This window comes from Vandammella animalimorsus, from assembly GCF_002285285.1.
Lineage (GTDB): Bacteria > Pseudomonadota > Gammaproteobacteria > Burkholderiales > Burkholderiaceae_C > Lampropedia > Lampropedia animalimorsus.
This window is the reverse complement of sequence record NZ_NSJF01000004.1, coordinates 254,793-272,589: the sequence shown is the minus strand read 5'-3', so window position 1 is coordinate 272,589 and position 17,797 is coordinate 254,793. Positions and strand designations below refer to the sequence as shown.

Sequence of the window (17,797 nt, the reverse complement as noted above, 5' to 3'; positions counted from 1 at the left end):
CGCACTGCCCGGGCCGCTGGCTCTGCATTGGGCCGGCAGGCGCTGTGCCACAATCTCGCGCCATGCGTTTTACCGATCAACTGACGGCTGCATCGCGCAGCCAGCACACCATGCTGTGCGTCGGGCTGGATCCCGAGCCGGCCCGCTTCCCCTCCCACCTGCCCCAGGGCGCGGCAGGCATTTACGATTTTTGCGCGGCCATCGTCGATGCCACGGCCGATCTGGCCTGTGCCTTCAAGCCGCAGATTGCCTACTTTGCCGCGCAAGGCGCGGAGGCGCAGCTCGAGCGCCTGATCGCCCACATCCGCAAAGCCGCGCCCGGCGTGCCGGTCATCCTCGACGCCAAGCGCGGCGACATTGGCGCCACTGCCGTGCAGTACGCGCGCGAAGCCTTTGAGCGCTATGGGGCCGATGCCGTCACGGTCTCGCCCTTCATGGGGCAAGACACGGTGCAGCCCTATCTGCAATATCCGGACAAGGGCGTATTCCTGCTGTGCCGCACATCCAACCCTGGCGGCAATGACTTTCAGGCACAGCGCCTGGCTGACGTGCCGGGTCAGCCGCGTCTGTTCGAGCACCTGGCCGCCCAGGCCCAGGGGGGCTGGAACAGCAATGGCCAGCTGGGCCTGGTGGTGGGCGCGACCTACCCCGAGGACGTGGCGGCCGTGCGCCGCTGCGCCCCCAGCCTGCCGCTGCTGATCCCGGGCGTGGGCGCGCAGGGCGGCGATGCCGTGGCCACGGTGCGCGCCGCTTATACCGGCCCAGGCAGCGTGGCCATCAACTCCTCGCGCGCCATCCTCTACGCCAGCCAGGGGGCCGATTTTGCCCAGGCCGCGCGCGCCCAGGCATTGCGCACGCGCGACGAGCTCAACGCGGCAGTGCCGGCGTAAGAGCCTGTTCCAAATCTTTGCACGGCGGTCAAGAGAGCGGATTTGGGCGCTCTGCTGCGTTGCAAAGCCTCGCCATAGCCCCAGCTATGGCTGCGTTTTGCGCCTTGCCGCCCACCCCAAACTGCTTCTTGCCCACTCGCGCCGAGATTTTGAACAGGCTCTAAGAGCGTTCAAAGTCTTGGTGAGATTGGCTCGGTAGTTGCCGCCCGTGTGGGGGCAGGGGCCGGGATGCTTGGGCCCCTTTGCTGCGCATCGGGGCAACCTGTGCCACTGCTGGCCCAGGGGGGCAGAAAGAGGCATTGCCTGGGCCATTTTGCTTTGCTCAGCCCTTGGTTGAGGACTGTTCTCAGAACGGAATGTCGTCGTCCTCGAACTGGTCGAAGCTCTGTGCCGGCGGCGGCGGGGCAGCGGGGCGCTGGGCTGCGGGGGCGGCTTGGGGCGGGCGCTCGGGCTGCTGGCGGGCCGGGGCGCCGCCGCCATAACCGCCGCTGCTGTAGCCGCCACCGTCGTAGCCGCCGTCCCCACCGCCGCTGCCCCGGCCGCCGAGCATTTGCATGACGTCGGCGCGGATTTCGGTGGTGTAGCGATCCTGGCCGGATTGGTCTTGCCATTTGCGCGTGCGGATGCGCCCTTCGATGTAGACGGACGAGCCTTTGCGCAGGTACTGCGCAGCGATTTCGGCCAGGCGGTCATTGAAGACCACGTTGTGCCATTCGGTCAGCTCGCGCCGCTCGCCGGTTTGCTTGTCGCGCCATTGTTCGGTCGTGGCCACGCTGACGTTGGCCACCTGGCCGCCGCTGGGGAACATGCGCAACTCGGGGTCGCGTCCGAGGTTGCCGACGAGGATGACTTTATTGACTGAGGCCATGGTGCGTTTTCTTTCAAGACGGGACAAATGACTGGCAGCGGTTGTCGGCGCTGGCCCTGTCCGCGTCGTTCGTGGCGGCCCGCGCAAAGCGCGCCTGGGGGTGTGCGGATAAGGCCCGGGCAGCCGTTGGTGCCAGCAAGGGCAGGCTATTGTGCCGCAGCTTGCGCGCTGCCAGTGGCGTTGCCCATGCCGTGATCGGGCGCGCTGGCTGTGGCGGCGCCGCTGGTGGTGAACCCAGCATCTGGCAGGGGGCGTTGCAGGGCCTGCTGGCGCAGCAGCTGCAACGCGGCGCGCCGGGGATCGTTTGAAGCAAGGCGCGCCAACATGCGGTCGAAATGCCCCAGGGCTTCCTGCTGGCGGCCCAGGCGCAGCAGGATGTGCGCGGCGCGGATGTCGGCTTTTTCATGGTGGCGGCGATCGGCCACGTATTGCAGATCGGCCAGCGCGGCCTCCAGCTTGCTGCGGTCCAGGCCTACGCCCAGGGCGTCGGTGTGCAGCTGAGCGTCTTGCGGCAGCTGCTCGGGGTCTTCGCTTTGCTCGATCAGCAAATCAGCGCGGCGCAACCGTGCCTTGAGCAGATCCGGGGACAGAGCGATGCTTTGGTCGAGCAGCTGCAGGGCTTCGCGCTGGTGCTCGGGGCCGCGCTGCAGCAGCGTATCGGCCAGCCAGTACATGGCGCGGGCGCGCTCGGGCTCGAGCAGCAAAATGCGCCGCAGCAGCGGCTCGACGTCGAAGTCCTCCGCATCGTCGCGTGCGAGCTTGACGCGGATCATCAGCGCTGGCACGAAGTTGGGCCGCGCGCGCAGCACAGCCGTCAGCGCAATGCGGGCCTTGTCGCGCTGCCCCAGCCGCACCAGGCAGCGGCTGCGGTACCAATGCAAGGCCACGACGTTGGGGTGCCTGGGCAGCAGGAACTCCAGGATGGCCAACGCCGCCTGGTAATCGCCTGCGCGCATCAGTTGCTCCGCCCGCGCCAGCACTTGCCGGTACTCTTGCATGCTGTGGTTGTTGCATTTGTTGAGACAGCCCTGCCGAGGCTGCTAAGCCTGCCGGGGGATGATCTTCAACCGCCGGCCGTTTGAGCAGGCGGTAAGCGTGTCATTCTGCAACACATTGCAGGCCAATGTGTCGGCTTTTGCGCAGGAGCTGGGCTACTCGGCCAGGATCTTGAGCACGTCGGAGTGGAATTCGCGCGAGTACAGGATGAACACCACCAGTGCCGTGGCGGCCATCAGCGCCAGGGGCGAGAAGAACCAGGCCAGGGCGGCAAAGGAGAAGTAGTAGGCGCGCAGCCCGTCGTTGAATGCCTCGGCGGCGCGGCCCACCAGCTTGCCGGCGCGCTCGGCGTAGTAATTGGGGTCAAAGCGCCCAGCCTTGAACTCATCGACGGGGGGCATGCCGCCAATGGCCAGCGCCACGAAGGTGTACTGCCGCATGGACCACGAGAAGCGGAAGAACGCGTACACGAAGATGGAGATCAGCAGCAGGATCTTCAGCTCGAACACCTCTGGCGGCGCGGGCTGGGCGAAGGGGAAGGCGCGCATCAGCTCGGCGGCCTTGTCCGTGGTGCCCAGCAGCGCAAACAGACCGCCGATGACGATGATGGTGGTCGAGCTGAAGAAGGTGGGCGTGCTGGAGAGGTTTTGCGTGATCAGACCATCGAGCATGCGCGGGTCGCGCATCGTGGCCTGCTTCATCCAGTAGCGGCGGTAGCGGTTGGTGGTGGCCAGCAGCGAGCGGTGGCGCATCCGGCTGTATTTGGTCATGCCCATGTAGCCCCACCATACGCCCAGAAAGCAGGCCAGGGCCAACCAGTCGTAGCCTGACAGCATCGAAAGAGTCTTCATGGCGTGCAATGGTAGCGGCACGCCGCCAGCCTGGCGGGCGCCTGTGCATCTGTTGGGGTTTTGGGCGGCAAGGTGTGCAATGCCTTGGCAATGCCAGGGGCCGCCTGGGGTTGCGCCAGTGTGGCCTGCAACTACGGCAACAGCATGCGACGGAAGCTGGCGTAGTGGTCGGCCGTGTAATAGCAATGCTCGGGCGCAGTGGCTTGCCGGCCGCCACAAACGATGCGCCGCGCGCCGCGGTGGCGCACGCCGGGCGTGGGCACGGTGTATTCGCGGTAGTAGCCGCGCGCCTGCACGGGCAGCAGGCGCTCGCGGTTGCCGAAGACGCTGCCGTCCTTGTCGTAGGGGAAGGGGCCGCCCTGCAAGATCAGCGCATAGGTGTCGCGCGCTTTCTGCGGCAGTTGACGCCAGCCGATGGTGGCCATGCGTGGCGCATCGGCGTCGGCTTTGGCCTGGCGATCGGCGCGGGACGGTGGCTGGGCCGCTTGCGTTTGCTCGGTGGGCGCGGCGTGCGTCGGGGCCGGGTCGGCGGGCGAGAGCATCACGCCCATGGCCATGGCGCAGCCTGCCCAGGCCGTCAGCAAAGCAGCGCTGGTGGCGCGCACCACTGGCCGGGCGCGGTGGCGCAGCCGCTGCATTGTGGCTGCGCCCGATGCCATGGTTGTTGCTGGGGCCGCCGCCAGGGCGCTTGGGGCCTGGCGTGTCTGCTGGCGGCCCAGGCCAGGCGCGGGCCTCATGGCTGCGCGGCCTCGCCGTGCCGGGAGTTGGCATCGACCACGGCCAGCGCCGTCATGTTGACGATGCGGCGCACCGTGGTGCTGGGCGTGAGCACGTGCACCGCCTTGGCCGCGCCCAGCAGCATGGGGCCGATGGCGATGTTGTGGCCGGCAGCGGTCTTGAGCAGGTTGTAGGCGATGTTGGCCGCGTCGATATTGGGCAGCACCAGCAGGTTGGCGTCGCCCTGCAGCGTGGTGCTGGGCATCAGCGCGCGGCGGGCCTGTTCGTCGAGCGCCACGTCGCCGTGCATTTCGCCGTCCACGTCCAGCCAGGGCGCTTGCTCGCGCAGCAGCGCCAGGGTCTGGCGCATCTTCACGGCGCTGGGCGTGTCGCTGCTGCCAAAGCTCGAATGCGACAGCAGCGCCACCTTGGGCTGGATGCCAAAGCGCTGCATCTCGGCGGCGGCGGCGATGGTGATTTCGGCCAGCTGCTCGGCGCTGGGGTCGTAGTTCACGTGCGTGTCCACCAGAAAGACCTGCCGCCCAGGCAGGATCAGCGCGTTCATGGCCGCATAGGTGCGCGCCTGGGGCTGTTTGCCGATGACCTGGTCGATGTAGTGCAGGTGGTTGTGGTAGCCGCCCCAGGTGCCGCAGATCAGCCCCTCGACGTGGCCCTTGTGCAGCAGCATGCTGCCGATCAGCGACAGGCGCCGGCGCATCTCGATCTTGGCCACGGGGGCTGTGACGCCCTTGCGCTCGGTCATGCGGTGGTAGCTGGTCCAGAAGTCCTGGTAGCGCTCGTCCTGCTCGACGTTGACCACATCGTAGTCGCGCCCCTGCTGCAGGCGCAGGCCGAACTTCTCGATGCGCTGGGCGATCACGGCCGGGCGGCCGATCAGCGTCGGGCGGGCGATGCGCTCGTCCACCACGATCTGCGCTGCGCGCAGCACGCGCTCTTCCTCGCCCTCGCTGTAGGCGATGCGCTTTTTCTGCGCCGCCTTGGCCGCCAGGATGATGGGCTTCATCATCGTGCCCGAGGTGTAGACGAAGTTCTGCAGCCGCTGCACGTAGGCGTCCATGTCCTCGATCGGGCGCGAGGCCACGCCGCTGGCCTGGGCCGCGCGCGCCACGGCCGGCGCGATCTTGATCATCAGGCGGGGGTCGAACGGCTTGGGGATGACGTACTCTGGCCCGAACATCAGCTTTTCGCCCACATAGGCGCGCGCCACCTCCTCGCTTTGCTCGGCCTGGGCCAGCTCGGCAATGGCATGTACGGCCGCCACCTCCATCTCATCGGTGATGGCCGTGGCGCCGCAGTCCAGCGCGCCACGGAACAGGTACGGGAAGCACAGCACGTTGTTGACCTGGTTGGGGTAATCGCTGCGCCCCGTGGCAATCACTGCATCGCTGCGCACGGCCTTGACCTCATCGGGCAGGATTTCCGGCGTCGGGTTGGCCAGCGCCAGCACCAGCGGCTTGTCGGCCATGCGCGCCACCATCTCGGGCTTGAGCACGCCGCCGGCCGACAGCCCCAGGAACACGTCCGCGCCCTCGATCGCTTCGGCCAGCGTGCGCTTGTCTGTCTGCTGCGCGTACTGGGCCTTGATCTCGTCCATCAGCGCCGTTCTGCCTTCATAGACCAGGCCTTCAATATCGGTGACCCAGACGTTTTCTTTCTTCAAACCCAGCTTGAGCAGCAGCCCCAGGCAGGCCAGCGCCGCCGCGCCTGCGCCCGAAGTCACCAGCTTGACCTCCTCAATGCGCTTGCCCAGCACCTTCAGCCCGCCGATCACGGCCGCGCCCACCACGATGGCCGTGCCGTGCTGGTCGTCGTGAAACACCGGGATCTTCATGCGCTTGCGCAGCTCGCGCTCGACGAAAAAGCACTCGGGGGCCTTGATGTCCTCCAAATTGATGCCGCCAAAGGTCGGCTCCAGCGCGGCGATGATGTCCACCAGCTTCTGCGGGTCCTTCTCGTCGATCTCGATGTCGAACACGTCGATGCCCGAGAACTTCTTGAACAGCACCCCCTTGCCTTCCATCACCGGCTTGGAGGCCAGCGCGCCAATATCGCCCAGGCCCAGCACCGCCGTGCCATTGCTGATGACGCCCACCAAATTGGCGCGGCTGGTGTAGCGCGCAGCGGCGGCCGGGTCTTTCTGGATCTCCTCACAGGGCGCGGCCACGCCGGGCGAATAGGCCAGCGACAGCTCGTACTGGTTCATCAGCTGCTTGGTCGGCGTGACGGAAATCTTGCCCGGCACGGGCTTCTCGTGGTATTCGAGCGCCGCCTCGCGCAGCAGCGCGCGCTTGTCGGCAGGGGCCCCAGCGGGCGGGGCAACAGGGTGGTCAGGCATCAAAGCTCCAGAAATCCAGCAATCCAACAATTGCGCCGCAGGCAAGCCGCATGGCAGCCATGCGCCTGCGGCGCAGAAACAACGGCCAAGCATTGTAGGTGCAGCCCTGATGCCTTGCTGCTGGCCCCAGGCGCAGCAGGCCGCAGTCTTTTCAATAAACAAATATCATCTAGAATGATTCTCGTCTCGGTTTTGGGCGCGGCATGCAGCCAACCTTTGCCGCTGCCCCGAGCCGCTTTTTCACACCATCAGGAAACACCATGCAAGTACTGTCATCGCTCAAGGAAGCCAAAAAGCGCAGCCGCGACTGTCAGGTCGTGCGCCGCCGTGGCCGCATCTACGTCATCTGCAAGAGCAACCCGCGCTTCAAGGCCCGCCAAGGCGGCGCGAAGAACCGCCGCAAGGGTTGAGCCCAAGCCCCGCGCGGGCGGCTTGAAAACCAACACAGCCCATGGTCTGCAAGGGATGCAGGCCATGGGCTGTTTTTGTGAAGGGGCCGTGGCGCGCACGGCCCTGGGGCTTTACCAGCGGTAATCCACCGTCAGCATCACGCTGCGCGGCGCGCCATAGGTCATGCGGTCGAAAAAGCCCACGTTGGCCCAGTACTTCTTGTCCAACACGTTGTTCACGGCCAGGCGCGCGGCCAGTTGCGGGGTGAACTGGTAGCGCGCGCTCAGGTTCAGCAGTGCGTAGGCGTTCTGGCGCAATTGCTCGGGCGCGCCGGTGACGGGGTTTGGCACGTCCTTGTAGATGCGGCCCTGCCAGTACAGGCCGCCGCCGAGCGTGAGCTTGTTCCACGCGCCGCCCAGGCGGTATTGCGTGTGCAGCTTGAGCATGCGGCCGGGGCGGGTGGTGCCCACGCGCTCGCCGCTCGCGTCCTTGCTGCTGAACTGCGTCCAGCCCAGGCCCACGTCCCAGCCGGGGGCCAGGCGGCCGGCCAGCTCCAGCTCGTAGCCGCGCGTTTTCACGCCTTTGGCGGCGCGCCAGGCTTGCTCGTCGGCGCTGCCGGGCACGCGCAGGTTGCCGTCTTCCACGCCGAAGTTGTCTTGCGTGGTCTGGAACACGGCCAGGCTGCCGTTGAGCTGGCCGTCCAGCCATTCGGCCTTCAGGCCCGCTTCCAGGTTCTGGCCTTTGAGCGGGTCGAGGTAGCCGCCGTGGCGGTCGCGTTTTTTCTGCGGGTTGAAGATGCGCGTGGCGCTGGCGTAGGCCGAGTAGCTGTCATTGATGTCGTACACCGCGCCGATGTAGGGCGTCATCACCGCGCTGTGGCGCTGGCGGAAGGCGGGCTCGAAGGTGGTGTCCTCGCCCTGGCGCTCCCAGCTCGTCAGGCGCGCGCCGACGATGAGCTTGAGCGGCTCGGCCAGGTGCAGGCGCGTGGCGGCGTGGATGGCCCGCTGGCGCGTGGTTGTATGGTGCAGCGGCTCAATGCCCACGGTGGTGTCAGGCTCGGGGTATTGGCCATCGAAATCCCAAATGCTGCCCAGAACGCCGTAACCGGGCTTGAAACGGAATCCCACCAGCTTGTGGCGCGCGCTGGACAGGCCCGCCGTGAGCTCGTGCTGCCGCCCCCAGGCGTCGAAGCCGCCTTGGATGCGCAAGTTGATGTTGCTGTAAGTGTTCGTGGCATCGTACTGGTCACGTTCGGTTTCCAAGCCCAGGCCCGTGGCGCGATCGGGCCAGCCCTCGGGCCATAAAACTTTGACGTCGGCAGTGCTGCGGCTTTTTTGAGCATCTACCTCCAGCTTCCAGCGGCTGTTGAAGTTGTGGCTGAGCTTGGCAAACACCGTGTTTTGCGAGGAATGCCATTGCGACCAGTGGGGTGCCAGACTGTAGCCGCGCTGCCAGTCGATGCGGCTGCCATCGCTGTACCACGGGATCAGCCCGCCCCAAGGAATGCCACGCGGCCGGTTGCGTTTCCAGTCGGCGCCAACGGTCAGGCGGGTGGCGTCGGAGAGATCGGCCTCCACCGTGCCATAGAGCAGGCTGTTGCTGAAATGCTCGCGGTCCCGGAAGGTGTCGCGGCTGCCCGCCTGCGCCACCACGCGGGCGCGCACGCTGCGGCTGGCGTTGAGCGGGGCGGACAGATCCACCATGCCGCTGCGGTTTTTCCAAGAGCCCAGCTCACCTTGCACTTGGCCGGTGAACACGTCCGAATCGGCACGCTTGCGAATCATGTTGACGGAGGCGGACGGTTCACCCGTACCGGTCATCAGGCCACCCGCGCCGCGCACCACTTCCACCCGGTCGTACATGGCCAGGTTGTTGCGGGTTTCACCCGCAGACCAACCACTTTCCCACTCCATGGATACACCGTCCACTTGGATGCTGTGAATGAAAAAGCCGCGCGCGCTGAACTCCTCGCCGCGTCCGTCATACGGCGCGGTATAGACGCCTGGCGTGGCCGCCACGGCATCGCTCAGGCTGCTCATGCCCTGCGCCTCGATGCGCTCGCGCGTGATGACGCTGACCGACTGCGGCGTCTGGCGCGGCGAGAGGGCCAGGCCGGTGGCGCTGGCCATGGCGCGGGTGGTGAAGGAGCGCGTGCCTTCGGTTGTGCCGCTCAAATCGGGCGCGGCGGTGACGGTGACGGCCGGCAGGGTTTGGGCGCTGGCGGGGGCGGCTGGCCGAGCCGGTGCTGCCGGCGCTTGGGCCTGCGCCGATGCGGGCGCGGGCGCAATGGCGTAGCTGCCATCGGCGCGGCGCACGGCATGCAGGCCAGTGCCACGCAACAGCTCGGCCAGGCCGCTGGCGGCATCAAAGCGGCCGTTCAGGCCAGGGCTTTGCCTGCCTTGCACGAGTTGGCCGTCAGCGGCCAGGATCAGCCCGGCCTCGGCCCCGAAGCGCGCCAGCGCCGCGCCCAGCGGCCCGGCCGGTATTTGGTAGTTGCGCGCTGCACTTTGGGCCGTGCCAGGATGGGCTTGCGCCCAGCCCGTTTGCGGCCCGGCGGCCAGCAGCAGGCCGCTGGCCAGTGCGGCGGCCCAGGCCAGTGCATGCACGCGCGCAGCGGGCACAGCGCCCGCGGATAGGTAGGAAAGCGCCCGGCCAGCAGCCTGAGCGCTGTGAGCTGCGAAGGGGCGAGGGTGTCGGTTCATAGGAAAAAGCCTCTTGTTTCGACCAATCAGAACACCGGGCATGCGCATTCGGCATCTGCCCGGACGAAGGGACGAGAGACCGGGTCCTGCCCTTGCGCCACGAGGGCGGCGGACTGGCTGGCTTGGCGGCTGGCTGGGGGAGGCGCGGAACGTGAGCGGCGCGTGTGCATCGCACCGCTGTCGTTGATCTGTCTCTCATTCGGTCAACCACGCCAGAGGGGGAAAACCGGAAGCCTGGGTCGTACTTTGTTTGTAATTTTTTGCAACAAGGCGCCCCTGCATTGCCCAAGAGCGGTGGCGGTTGCTCAGCGGGGCTGGATGCGAATCCACCACGGCAGCGGCTGGCTGACGCGCACGGGCAGGGCTGCCTGCAGCGCGTGCAGCGAGCGTGGCACGTCACGCACATCGAAGCTGCCGAAAACGGTGCGCTGGGCCACGGCCTCATGCACGCTGATGTGGCCGCTCCAGTAGCGGCCCAGCTCATCGGCCAGGGCTTGCAAGGCCATGCCTTGCGCTTGCAGCGTGCCGCTGGCCCAGCTTTGCGCCAGCGGGTCGGCTGTGGCGATGTGCTGCACGCCCTGTGGCCCCAGGCGGGCCTGCTGCCCGGCGCGCAGGATGGGGGCGGGCGCAACGGCGGTGGCATCCGCTGGCGTTGCGCCAGGGGCCAGCAGCTGCACCGCGCCTTCGCTGACGCTGGCCAAAGTCTGAGCGTCGTCATCCAGCAAGCGGGCGGCAAAGCGCGTGCCCAGCGCGTGCAGGCGGCCGTGGGGGGTATCGAGCACAAATGGCCGCGCGCGGGCTGGAGCCTGTGCCGGGGCGGCATCGGGCGCGGTGGCGATCAGCACTTCGCCGCGCAGCAGTTCGACGCGGCGCTCGGCCGGGCCGTAGCGCAGGTTGACGGCGCTGGCGGTGTTGAGCCACAGGCGGGTGCCATCGGGCAAGGTCAGGGCGCGGATTTGGCCGGTGGCCGTGCGTTCGTCGGCCTGCCAGGCCAGTACGGTTTGCGGCAGGCTGGTGTGGCGCCACAGCGCCCAGCCCAGGCTGCCGCTGCCAGCCATCAGGGCCAGGCCCAGCAGAGTGCGGCGGCGCGCCAGGCGGCGTTGGGCGCTCAGCAGGTGCTCGGCCAGCGTGGGCGGGTGGGCGCTGGCGCGCAGCTGGGCCAAGTCTTGCCCCACGGCCTCGGCATAGGCCCAGGCGCGGCGGTGCTCGGCGTTGGCGGCCAGCCAGTCCTGCCAGCGTTGGCGATCCGCTGCGCTGGCCTGGCCCGATTGCAACAGGGCAAACCATTGGGCGGCCTGCTCCATCGCCGCAGGGCAGGGCGGCGCGGCGGCATCGGCAGGGGGCAGGTCGCGAGCGTTCATGGGCTGTGCCAGCGGCGGCGGTGTGGGCGCTCAAACGCCCGGCCACAGCCCCTGGGCGTGGTAGCGGGCCTTGAGTTGCATGCAGGCGAGCACGCCGCGCGCGACGTGCTTGCGCACGGTGCGGGTGGACAGGCCCAGCGCCTGGGCGGCCTCCTGCTCGCTCATGCCGTGCACGCAGGCCAGGATGAAGGCGGGCGCGCCCCGGCCCGGCAGGCTGAGGATGGCGCTGCCGATTTCACGCAAGGTTTCGAGCACGATGGCCTGTTGCTCGGGTGAGGGCGCCAGCGCGGGCGGCTGGGCGGCCAGGGCGTCGAGCCAGGCCTGCTCCAGCGCGCGGCGGCGCCAGAGATTGGCGCACAGGTCGCTGGCAATCTTGCCCAGGTAGGCGCGGGCCTGGGCCGGGCCTTCGAGGGCGGGCGGCTCGCTCTTGCGCAGCAGGCGCACGAACACGTCTTGCGCCAGGTCGGCGGCGTCGCCGTCGTGGCCCAGCCGCAGGCGCAGCCAGTTTTGCAGCCAGCGCTGGTGCTGCTGGTAGAGCAGGGCCACGGCCTGGCCGCCGCAGCCGGGCGGCAGGGGGTAGGCGGTGGCGGGCACAGCAGTCATGCGTGGGCGGGGCTGGAAGTGGGCAGTGCGAACAGCGCGGCCAAGCCATGGGGTGCACGGCTTGGCCGCTTCAAGCTGTGCAGGCTCAGGCCAGCTTCTCCGCCACCCAGCCCTGCACGCTGTGTAGCGCGGCGGGCAGGGCGGCGGCGTCGGTGCCGCCGGCCATGGCCATGTCGGGCTTGCCGCCGCCTTTGCCGCCCACTTGTTGGGCGACGAAGTTGACCAGCTCGCCGGCCTTGAGCTGGCCCACGGCGTCTTTGGTGACGCCTGCGGCCAGTTGCACCTTGTCGCCATCCACCGCGGCGAGCACGATGGCGGCGCTCTTGAGTTTGTCCTTGAGCTTGTCCAGCGTGTCGCGCAGGGTCTTGGCATCGGCGCCGTCGAGCTGGGCGGCCAGCACTTTCAGGCCGCCCACGTCGATGGCCTGGGCGGCCAGCTCGTCGCCTTGGGATGAGGCGAGCTTGCCCTTGAGGGCGGCGATTTCCTTTTCCAGCGCCTTGGCATGCTCGAGCTGCTGCTCCAGCTTGGCTTGCAGCTCATGCACGGGGGCCTTGAGGGTGCGCGCGGCCTGGGCCACGGTGCTTTCGAGCTGCTGCACATAGGCCAGGGCCTTGGCGCCGGTGATGGCCTCCACGCGGCGCACGCCAGCGGCCACGCCGCCTTCCATGACGAGCTTGAACAGGCCGATTTCCCCGGCACGCTGCACGTGCGTGCCGCCGCAGAGTTCGCGGCTCTCGCCAATGTCCACCACGCGCACCACGTCGCCGTATTTCTCGCCAAACAGCATCATGGCGCCGCTGGCTTTGGCGTCCTCGATGCCCATTTCGCGGATGACGGTGGGCGCGTCCTGCACGATTTCGGCGTTGACCAATTGCTCGATGCGGTGCAATTGCTCTTGCGTGACGGGGGCGTTTTGCACGAAGTCGAAGCGGGTCTTGTCCTCATCGACCAGCGAGCCTTTTTGCTGCACGTGCTCGCCCAGGGTTTCGCGCAAGGCCTTGTGCATCAGGTGCGTCACGCTGTGGTTGCGCGTGGTGGCGGCGCGCAGCTCGGCATTGACCGCGGCCTGCACCGCATCGCCCACTTTGAGGCTGCCGCTTTGCAGCACGCCGTGCTGGCCGAACACGTCGGCCTTGATTTTCTGCGTGTCCTGCACCTCAAACACCGCGCCGCTGGCGGTGGTGATTTGGCCGCGATCGCCCACCTGGCCACCGCTTTCGGCGTAGAAGGGCGTGGTGTCGAGCACGACCACACCGTGCTGCCCGGCTTGCAGTTGCTGCACGGGCGCACCGTCGGCATACAGGGCGAGCACGGTAGCCTGCTCTTGCAGGCTGGTGTAGCCGGTGAAGCGGCTGGGCACGCCGTCGTAGGCGAGCTGCTTGTCCATCTTGAACTTGCCGGCGGCGCGGGCCGTGTCTTTCTGGTGCTGCATGGCGGCGTCGAAGCCCGCCACGTCCACCGTCACGCCGAGCTCGCGGCACACGTCTTGCGTGAGGTCAAGCGGGAAGCCATAGGTGTCGTGCAGTTTGAAGGCAATCTCCCCTGGCAACTGTCGCCATGACTCTGTCAGAACATGAACATCACACCCGGGTGCTTTACAAAGATCCAAGAGGTCTCGCGATTTGTATATCTCATCAGGCAATATAACGACCGTTTTCAACGCGCTTGAACATCCCAAAGATGGGCCATCCTTATGGCTAGAAGGAAGATAAGGAACTAGTTGGATTTTTTCGTTATCCAGCGAATCCTTCCCCCACCAAAAAGGTCTGGTGGTTTCCGATGGTATTGTGAATAACAGGCTACGATCTTTCCCAGTTTCCCGGCACCATGCATCCAGCATCAGCTTTCGCAGGTCAAAGACCCAATCCAAAAGAATTTCCATGCCATTGGCCAGCGTTTCGAAGAAGCGTTCTTCCTCGGTCTTGAGCGCTTCGGTGATGCGCGCTTCCTGCTCGGCCAGGCGCGGGTAGGCCGCACCCATTTGCTGCACCAGATCGCGCACCAGCTTGTGGAAGAAGGGCTTTTTCTGCCCCAGCTTGTAGCCGTGGCGAATGGCGCGGCGGATGATGCGGCGCTGCACGTAGCCACGGCCTTCGTTGCTCGGAATCACGCCGTCGCTGACCAAAAATGCGGTGGCGCGGATGTGGTCAGCAATCACCTTGAGTGAGGGATGGTTCAAATCGGTGCAGCCCGTTTCGCGCGCGGCCGCTTGGATGAGCGCCTGAAACAGGTCGATTTCGTAATTGCTGTGCACGCCTTGCAGGATGGCTGCCAGGCGCTCAAGGCCCATGCCGGTATCCACGCAGGGCGCGGGCAGTTTAGTCACGCTGCCGTCTTCATGCATTTCGAACTGCATGAACACGTGGTTCCAGATTTCGATGAAGCGGTCGCCGTCTTCATCGGGGCTGCCCGGGGGGCCGCCGGGGATATGCGGGCCGTGGTCGTAAAAGATTTCCGAGCAGGGGCCGCAGGGGCCGGTGTCGGCCATCATCCAGAAGTTGTCGCTCTTGTACTTGCCGCCCTTGTTGTCGCCAATGCGGATCACGCGCTCGGGCGGCAGGCCGATGACTTGCGTCCAGATGTCGTAGGCCTCGTCGTCCTCGTGATAGACAGTGGCCAGCAGCTTTTCGGGCGGCAGGCCGTAGACCTTGGTCAACAGCTCCCAGCCCCAGAGGATGGATTCCTTCTTGAAATAGTCGCCAAAGCTCCAGTTGCCCAGCATTTCGAAAAAGGTGTGGTGGCGCGCGGTGTAGCCCACGTTTTCCAGATCGTTGTGCTTGCCGCCGGCACGCAGGCTGGCCTGCACGCTGGTGGCGCGCACGTAGGGGCGCTTGTCAGTGCCCAGGAACACGTCCTTGAACTGCACCATGCCGCTGTTGGTGAACATCAGCGTGGGGTCATTGGCAGGCACGAGCGAGGACGAGGGCACGATGGTGTGGCCCTTGGCGGCGAAGAAGTCCAGAAAGCTCTGGCGGATTTCGGCGACGGAGGTGGGGGTGGTGGGTTTGTCGGTGGTCATGGTGTGAAAAGCAAGCGCGGCCCCAGGGCCGGCGCGGTCGGTGTCATGCAAGCCGTTTCATGCAAGCAGTTGATAGCGCAGCCCGCTGAAGCGGGCGAAATCCTTGTCAAAAGTGAGCACCTCGGCCTGGTGCTCGATGGCCAGTGCGGCGATGTGGGCGTCGTTGGTGAGGTTGCCCGCCGTGCCAGCCGAGAGCAGCAGGCGGCCGAAGATGCCCGCGTGCAGCGGCCCAGGCTCCAGCACGCGGGTGCGCGGGTGGGCCAGCCATTCATCGACCACGCCCAGCGCATCGGCCACGTCCAGCGGCGCAGGCAGGATGCCGCGCTTGGTGGACAGGCGCACAAAGCCGATCAGCACCACCCAGGCCAGCGCCATGCCGCGCGTGTCCAGCATCGCGGCCTCCAGCGCCTGCTTGGCCTGTGCGTGCTGGGGGCTGTCGGCATGAACGGCGTTGAGCAGCACATTGGTGTCAGGAAGCAGCATGGCGCTCCTGGTATGCCTGCTCGATGCGGCGCATTTTTTCGATCAGCTCCTCGTCCTCCAGCTCGCCAGCGAGCTGGTTGGCCTTGGTCAGATCCACCAGCGGCACGCCGGTGTGGAAGGTGCGCTGCACGAAGGGTGGCGCCTCGGGCGCGGCAGCCTGCGCCGGGGCGTGCAGCGGCACCAGCTTGGCCACGGGCTTGTTGTGGCGGGTGATGATGACTTCCTCGCCCCGCTCGGCGCGGGCGACGTATTCGCTCAGGTGGGTCTTGGCCTCGAACAGGCCAACGGCGGCGGTCATGGCAAAGCTCCTGAAGACTGGTTGAATCGACCAGATTTTAGCCTGTGGCGCCCAGGGCATGCCTGTACGAGTCCGGTTACCCCAGGCCCACAGTGTGCGTTGCGCGGCCCCATGCAGCCAGCCCCAGCTTGTGCGCAGCGCCTGTGGGCAGGTGCAAGATTGGCCTGCTTTGCCGCGCACTCTATCTATAATGCGCGCCGTGCTGGCCGCTGCCACGGCGGCCAGATCGCTTTGGGCCCAAGGCGGGCCGTAAACCACAAAGCGCAAGTCTTTGCCGCTCGCGCAGGGCGGCCCATGCGGGCGTCGTTCAATGGTAGGACCTGAGCTTCCCAAGCTCAAGACGTGGGTTCGATTCCCATCGCCCGCTCCATTTCCCCATATTTCCCATCGTCCCCCAGGACATTTCGGCTTGGCGGCGCTGTGCCAATGCGCCAGGCTTGGAGGTGGGCGCTGTTCTCTACAAAGCTTTTGCGCGAGAGGGCATTTCGTAACCATGCATGCATGGTCGCCCTCGATAGTGCCATCCTGAGCGAGATGTTGTTTCACGGCCTTTCATCCGTTGCCTGCTCGGGACTCAAACTCAAAGCATTGGCTGCCATGCAGTTGAGCTGAATGATTGAGAGGCAGAGTCCTTATGCCTCTGGACGTTGTTTGCCCTGCCAGGCTTCTTTCTCTGACAGCAGTACCAGCGCTGCTGGCACTGCTGAACTGCATAGTGTTTTCCCCAGCACATCAATCAAGTTCGATCTTTAAAATTAAGTTCGAACTTATTGAGAGCGATGTCTGCTACCAGTTCCGAGCCCCTATATCGTCAAGTCAGCCAAGGTTTGCTGCAACGCATCCAGGCTGGGGAGTGGGCTGTGGGCACTGTGTTGCCCAAAGAGGTGGACTTGGCCAAAGCCTTGGGCATTAGCCGCATGACCTTGCGACAAGCGCTGCACATCCTGGAAAAAAACGGTGTGGTGCAGCGTCAGAAAAAAGTGGGTACCCGGGTCATTTCTGAACGCCCAGTGGTCAGCTTCGTGCAGCACATGGACGGGTTGAGTAGCAGCTTGCGCTTGGCAGGGCAAACAGCCATGCGCATTGACGATGTGCGCACCCTGCAAGACCTTCCTGACCAAGGTTTGCATGGCTTTGTCAGTGTGACGGGGCATTGGCTGGCAGTGGCGGGTGTGCGACGTTTGCAAGGCAGTAGCGAGCCGTGTACCTGCAGCACGGTTTACCTCGATCACAAGTACGCTGGCATTGTCCCGTTGCTGCAGGGCGAAGTCGATTCGGTGTGCGGCCTGGTCGAGCGTGTGTACGCCATGCCTGTGCATAGCATCCGCCATCGCATCAGCGCTTGTGTGTTGCAGCCCGATCAAGCCCGCACACTGTCTTTGCCACTCGGCGCGGCAGGCCTGCAGGTGCAAGCTTGGCTGCATGCCCAGGACGGTAGCCTGATTGAGTACGTACGCTCAGTGCATAACCCAGCTTTGATTTGCATTGAGTTGAGCAGCGATCGCAATACCTGAGCACTTTGTTTTTCAGCCCTTCAGAAAGGAAAAGCGTCATGAATTTCATTACCTTGCAAACCGACGACGGCTTCTCGTTGCCCGCGTTGCATATGCCCAGCGCCCAGGGGCAAGGTACCCCGATGGTCTTGATTCAAGAGATCTTTGGCATCAACGATGCCATGCGCGCTGCCGCCCAGGCCTGGGCGCAGGATGGCTTTGAAGTTCTGTGTCCCGATCTGTTTGCCCGGCAGGAAGCAGGCGTGGTGCTGGAGCCGCGCGTGCCCGAGCAATTTCAGCGTGGCGTGGCCCTCATGCAAGGCATGGACCCTGAGCGTGCCGTGAAAGACCTGAATGTGGCCCGCCAGTGGTTTGTGGACCAGGGCCGGGGCGATAAAGTCACAGCCCTGGGCTATTGTCTGGGTGGGCGGCTGGCCGTGATGATGGCCTTGTCAACTCCCATCAGCGCCACTGTCAGTTATTACGGTGTGGGACTGGAGGATTTGTTGCCCGCCGAACGCATCAACATGGCCCCCTGCCTGTTGCACATTGCCGAGCGTGACACTTTTGTTCCTCCGCCGGCGCGCCAAACCATTCTGGAGCGTGCCGCCTTGCAAGCAAATATGCCGGCTTATGTGTATGAAGGCTGCGACCATGCCTTTGCACGCCCAGACGGTGAGCATTTCGATGCCCAGGCCGCAGATCTGGCGCGTCAGCGCACGTTGGATTTTTTGCGCGGTTGAGCACGTAGCAGCGCAAACGCAGGACGG

15 protein-coding genes and 1 tRNA gene are annotated in these 17,797 nt (G+C 65.9%); 5 read left to right on the top strand and 11 right to left on the bottom strand.

Annotated elements, in window-relative coordinates; translation table 11 throughout:
• The first annotated feature begins 62 nt into the window (after positions 1 to 62).
• On the top strand, positions 63 to 890 hold the full coding sequence (gene pyrF, locus CK620_RS09470; RefSeq protein WP_095550082.1) for an orotidine-5'-phosphate decarboxylase: 828 nt from the start codon (positions 63 to 65) through the stop codon (positions 888 to 890).
• Between the two features lie 346 nt (positions 891 to 1,236).
• Here pyrF and ssb read toward each other — a convergent pair whose 3' ends face one another.
• The 5 genes from ssb to CK620_RS09445 form a co-directional block, all read right to left on the bottom strand.
• On the bottom strand, positions 1,237 to 1,758 hold the full coding sequence (ssb, locus tag CK620_RS09465; protein WP_095550081.1) for a single-stranded DNA-binding protein: 522 nt from the start codon (positions 1,756 to 1,758) through the stop codon (positions 1,237 to 1,239).
• A 146-nt stretch (positions 1,759 to 1,904) separates the two neighbouring features.
• Complete coding sequence (locus tag CK620_RS09460) at positions 1,905 to 2,756, bottom strand: tetratricopeptide repeat protein (protein WP_095550080.1); 852 nt, start codon at positions 2,754 to 2,756, stop codon at positions 1,905 to 1,907.
• Positions 2,757 to 2,909: 153 nt separating this feature from the next.
• Positions 2,910 to 3,605: a DUF599 domain-containing protein gene (locus tag CK620_RS09455; RefSeq protein ID WP_095540039.1), complete on the bottom strand. Its 696-nt coding sequence runs from the start codon at positions 3,603 to 3,605 to the stop codon at positions 2,910 to 2,912.
• Between the two features lie 131 nt (positions 3,606 to 3,736).
• A complete protein-coding gene (locus CK620_RS09450) occupies positions 3,737 to 4,162 on the bottom strand; it encodes a guanyl-specific ribonuclease (protein WP_420894220.1) in 426 nt (141 codons plus the stop codon).
• A gap of 176 nt (positions 4,163 to 4,338) precedes the next feature.
• Positions 4,339 to 6,678 carry an NADP-dependent malic enzyme gene (locus tag CK620_RS09445; protein WP_095550079.1) on the bottom strand — a complete coding sequence of 780 codons (2,340 nt, stop codon included), beginning with the start codon at positions 6,676 to 6,678 and terminating at the stop codon, positions 4,339 to 4,341.
• Positions 6,679 to 6,938: 260 nt separating this feature from the next.
• Here CK620_RS09445 and ykgO point away from each other — a divergent pair, with 260 nt between their 5' ends.
• Positions 6,939 to 7,088: a type B 50S ribosomal protein L36 gene (gene ykgO / locus CK620_RS09440; RefSeq protein ID WP_095540037.1), complete on the top strand. Its 150-nt coding sequence runs from the start codon at positions 6,939 to 6,941 to the stop codon at positions 7,086 to 7,088.
• A gap of 111 nt (positions 7,089 to 7,199) precedes the next feature.
• Here the strand turns inward: ykgO and CK620_RS09435 are convergent, their stop codons facing one another.
• From CK620_RS09435 to CK620_RS09410, 6 genes are all read right to left on the bottom strand, one after another.
• Entirely contained in the window at positions 7,200 to 9,770 is a 2,571-nt protein-coding gene (locus CK620_RS09435; protein ID WP_179290618.1) for a TonB-dependent siderophore receptor, read from the bottom strand.
• 305 nt (positions 9,771 to 10,075) lie between these two features.
• Positions 10,076 to 11,131, bottom strand: a complete 1,056-nt coding sequence (locus tag CK620_RS09430) for a FecR domain-containing protein (RefSeq protein ID WP_095550077.1) — start codon at positions 11,129 to 11,131, stop codon at positions 10,076 to 10,078.
• 30 nt (positions 11,132 to 11,161) lie between these two features.
• The gene (locus tag CK620_RS09425) at positions 11,162 to 11,734 is read right to left on the bottom strand and encodes a sigma-70 family RNA polymerase sigma factor (protein ID WP_095550076.1); all 573 of its coding nucleotides are present in this window, start codon (positions 11,732 to 11,734) and stop codon (positions 11,162 to 11,164) included.
• 85 nt (positions 11,735 to 11,819) lie between these two features.
• A complete protein-coding gene (gene alaS, locus CK620_RS09420) occupies positions 11,820 to 14,753 on the bottom strand; it encodes an alanine--tRNA ligase (protein WP_095550135.1) in 2,934 nt (977 codons plus the stop codon).
• A gap of 57 nt (positions 14,754 to 14,810) precedes the next feature.
• Entirely contained in the window at positions 14,811 to 15,236 is a 426-nt protein-coding gene (locus tag CK620_RS09415) for a TA system VapC family ribonuclease toxin (RefSeq protein WP_095550075.1), read from the bottom strand.
• A complete protein-coding gene (locus tag CK620_RS09410; protein WP_095542090.1) occupies positions 15,223 to 15,534 on the bottom strand; it encodes a type II toxin-antitoxin system Phd/YefM family antitoxin in 312 nt (103 codons plus the stop codon). The genes CK620_RS09415 and CK620_RS09410 overlap by 14 nt, the downstream gene beginning before the upstream one ends.
• Positions 15,535 to 15,830: 296 nt before the next feature.
• Here CK620_RS09410 and CK620_RS09405 point away from each other — a divergent pair.
• The 3 genes from CK620_RS09405 to CK620_RS09395 all read left to right on the top strand — a co-directional run bounded on the left by CK620_RS09405 (position 15,831) and on the right by CK620_RS09395 (position 17,770).
• A tRNA-Gly gene (locus CK620_RS09405) sits at positions 15,831 to 15,904 on the top strand.
• 409 nt (positions 15,905 to 16,313) lie between these two features.
• Positions 16,314 to 17,048 (top strand): GntR family transcriptional regulator, encoded by a 735-nt coding sequence (locus tag CK620_RS09400; RefSeq protein ID WP_095550074.1) that lies wholly within the window; start codon positions 16,314 to 16,316, stop codon positions 17,046 to 17,048.
• Positions 17,049 to 17,086: 38 nt separating this feature from the next.
• A complete protein-coding gene (locus tag CK620_RS09395; RefSeq protein ID WP_095550073.1) occupies positions 17,087 to 17,770 on the top strand; it encodes a dienelactone hydrolase family protein in 684 nt (227 codons plus the stop codon).
• Positions 17,771 to 17,797: the final 27 nt, after the last annotated feature.

What these genes read in the sequence shown, in the direction of transcription:
- CK620_RS09410 (WP_095542090.1), bottom strand. Translation starts at nt 15,534, where the DNA reads ATGACCGCCGCCGTTGGCCTGTTCGAGGCCAAGACCCACCTGAGCGAA.
- CK620_RS09455 (WP_095540039.1), bottom strand. Translation starts at nt 3,605, where the DNA reads ATGAAGACTCTTTCGATGCTGTCAGGCTACGACTGGTTGGCCCTGGCC.
- ykgO (WP_095540037.1), top strand. Translation starts at nt 6,939, where the DNA reads ATGCAAGTACTGTCATCGCTCAAGGAAGCCAAAAAGCGCAGCCGCGAC.
- CK620_RS09395 (WP_095550073.1), top strand. Translation starts at nt 17,087, where the DNA reads ATGAATTTCATTACCTTGCAAACCGACGACGGCTTCTCGTTGCCCGCG.
- CK620_RS09445 (WP_095550079.1), bottom strand. Translation starts at nt 6,678, where the DNA reads ATGCCTGACCACCCTGTTGCCCCGCCCGCTGGGGCCCCTGCCGACAAG.
- CK620_RS09450 (WP_420894220.1), bottom strand. Translation starts at nt 4,162, where the DNA reads ATGGCCATGGGCGTGATGCTCTCGCCCGCCGACCCGGCCCCGACGCAC.
- CK620_RS09400 (WP_095550074.1), top strand. Translation starts at nt 16,314, where the DNA reads ATGTCTGCTACCAGTTCCGAGCCCCTATATCGTCAAGTCAGCCAAGGT.
- pyrF (WP_095550082.1), top strand. Translation starts at nt 63, where the DNA reads ATGCGTTTTACCGATCAACTGACGGCTGCATCGCGCAGCCAGCACACC.
- ssb (WP_095550081.1), bottom strand. Translation starts at nt 1,758, where the DNA reads ATGGCCTCAGTCAATAAAGTCATCCTCGTCGGCAACCTCGGACGCGAC.
- CK620_RS09425 (WP_095550076.1), bottom strand. Translation starts at nt 11,734, where the DNA reads ATGACTGCTGTGCCCGCCACCGCCTACCCCCTGCCGCCCGGCTGCGGC.
- CK620_RS09430 (WP_095550077.1), bottom strand. Translation starts at nt 11,131, where the DNA reads ATGAACGCTCGCGACCTGCCCCCTGCCGATGCCGCCGCGCCGCCCTGC.
- alaS (WP_095550135.1), bottom strand. Translation starts at nt 14,753, where the DNA reads ATGACCACCGACAAACCCACCACCCCCACCTCCGTCGCCGAAATCCGC.
- CK620_RS09435 (WP_179290618.1), bottom strand. Translation starts at nt 9,770, where the DNA reads ATGAACCGACACCCTCGCCCCTTCGCAGCTCACAGCGCTCAGGCTGCT.
- CK620_RS09460 (WP_095550080.1), bottom strand. Translation starts at nt 2,756, where the DNA reads ATGCAAGAGTACCGGCAAGTGCTGGCGCGGGCGGAGCAACTGATGCGC.
- CK620_RS09415 (WP_095550075.1), bottom strand. Translation starts at nt 15,236, where the DNA reads ATGCTGCTTCCTGACACCAATGTGCTGCTCAACGCCGTTCATGCCGAC.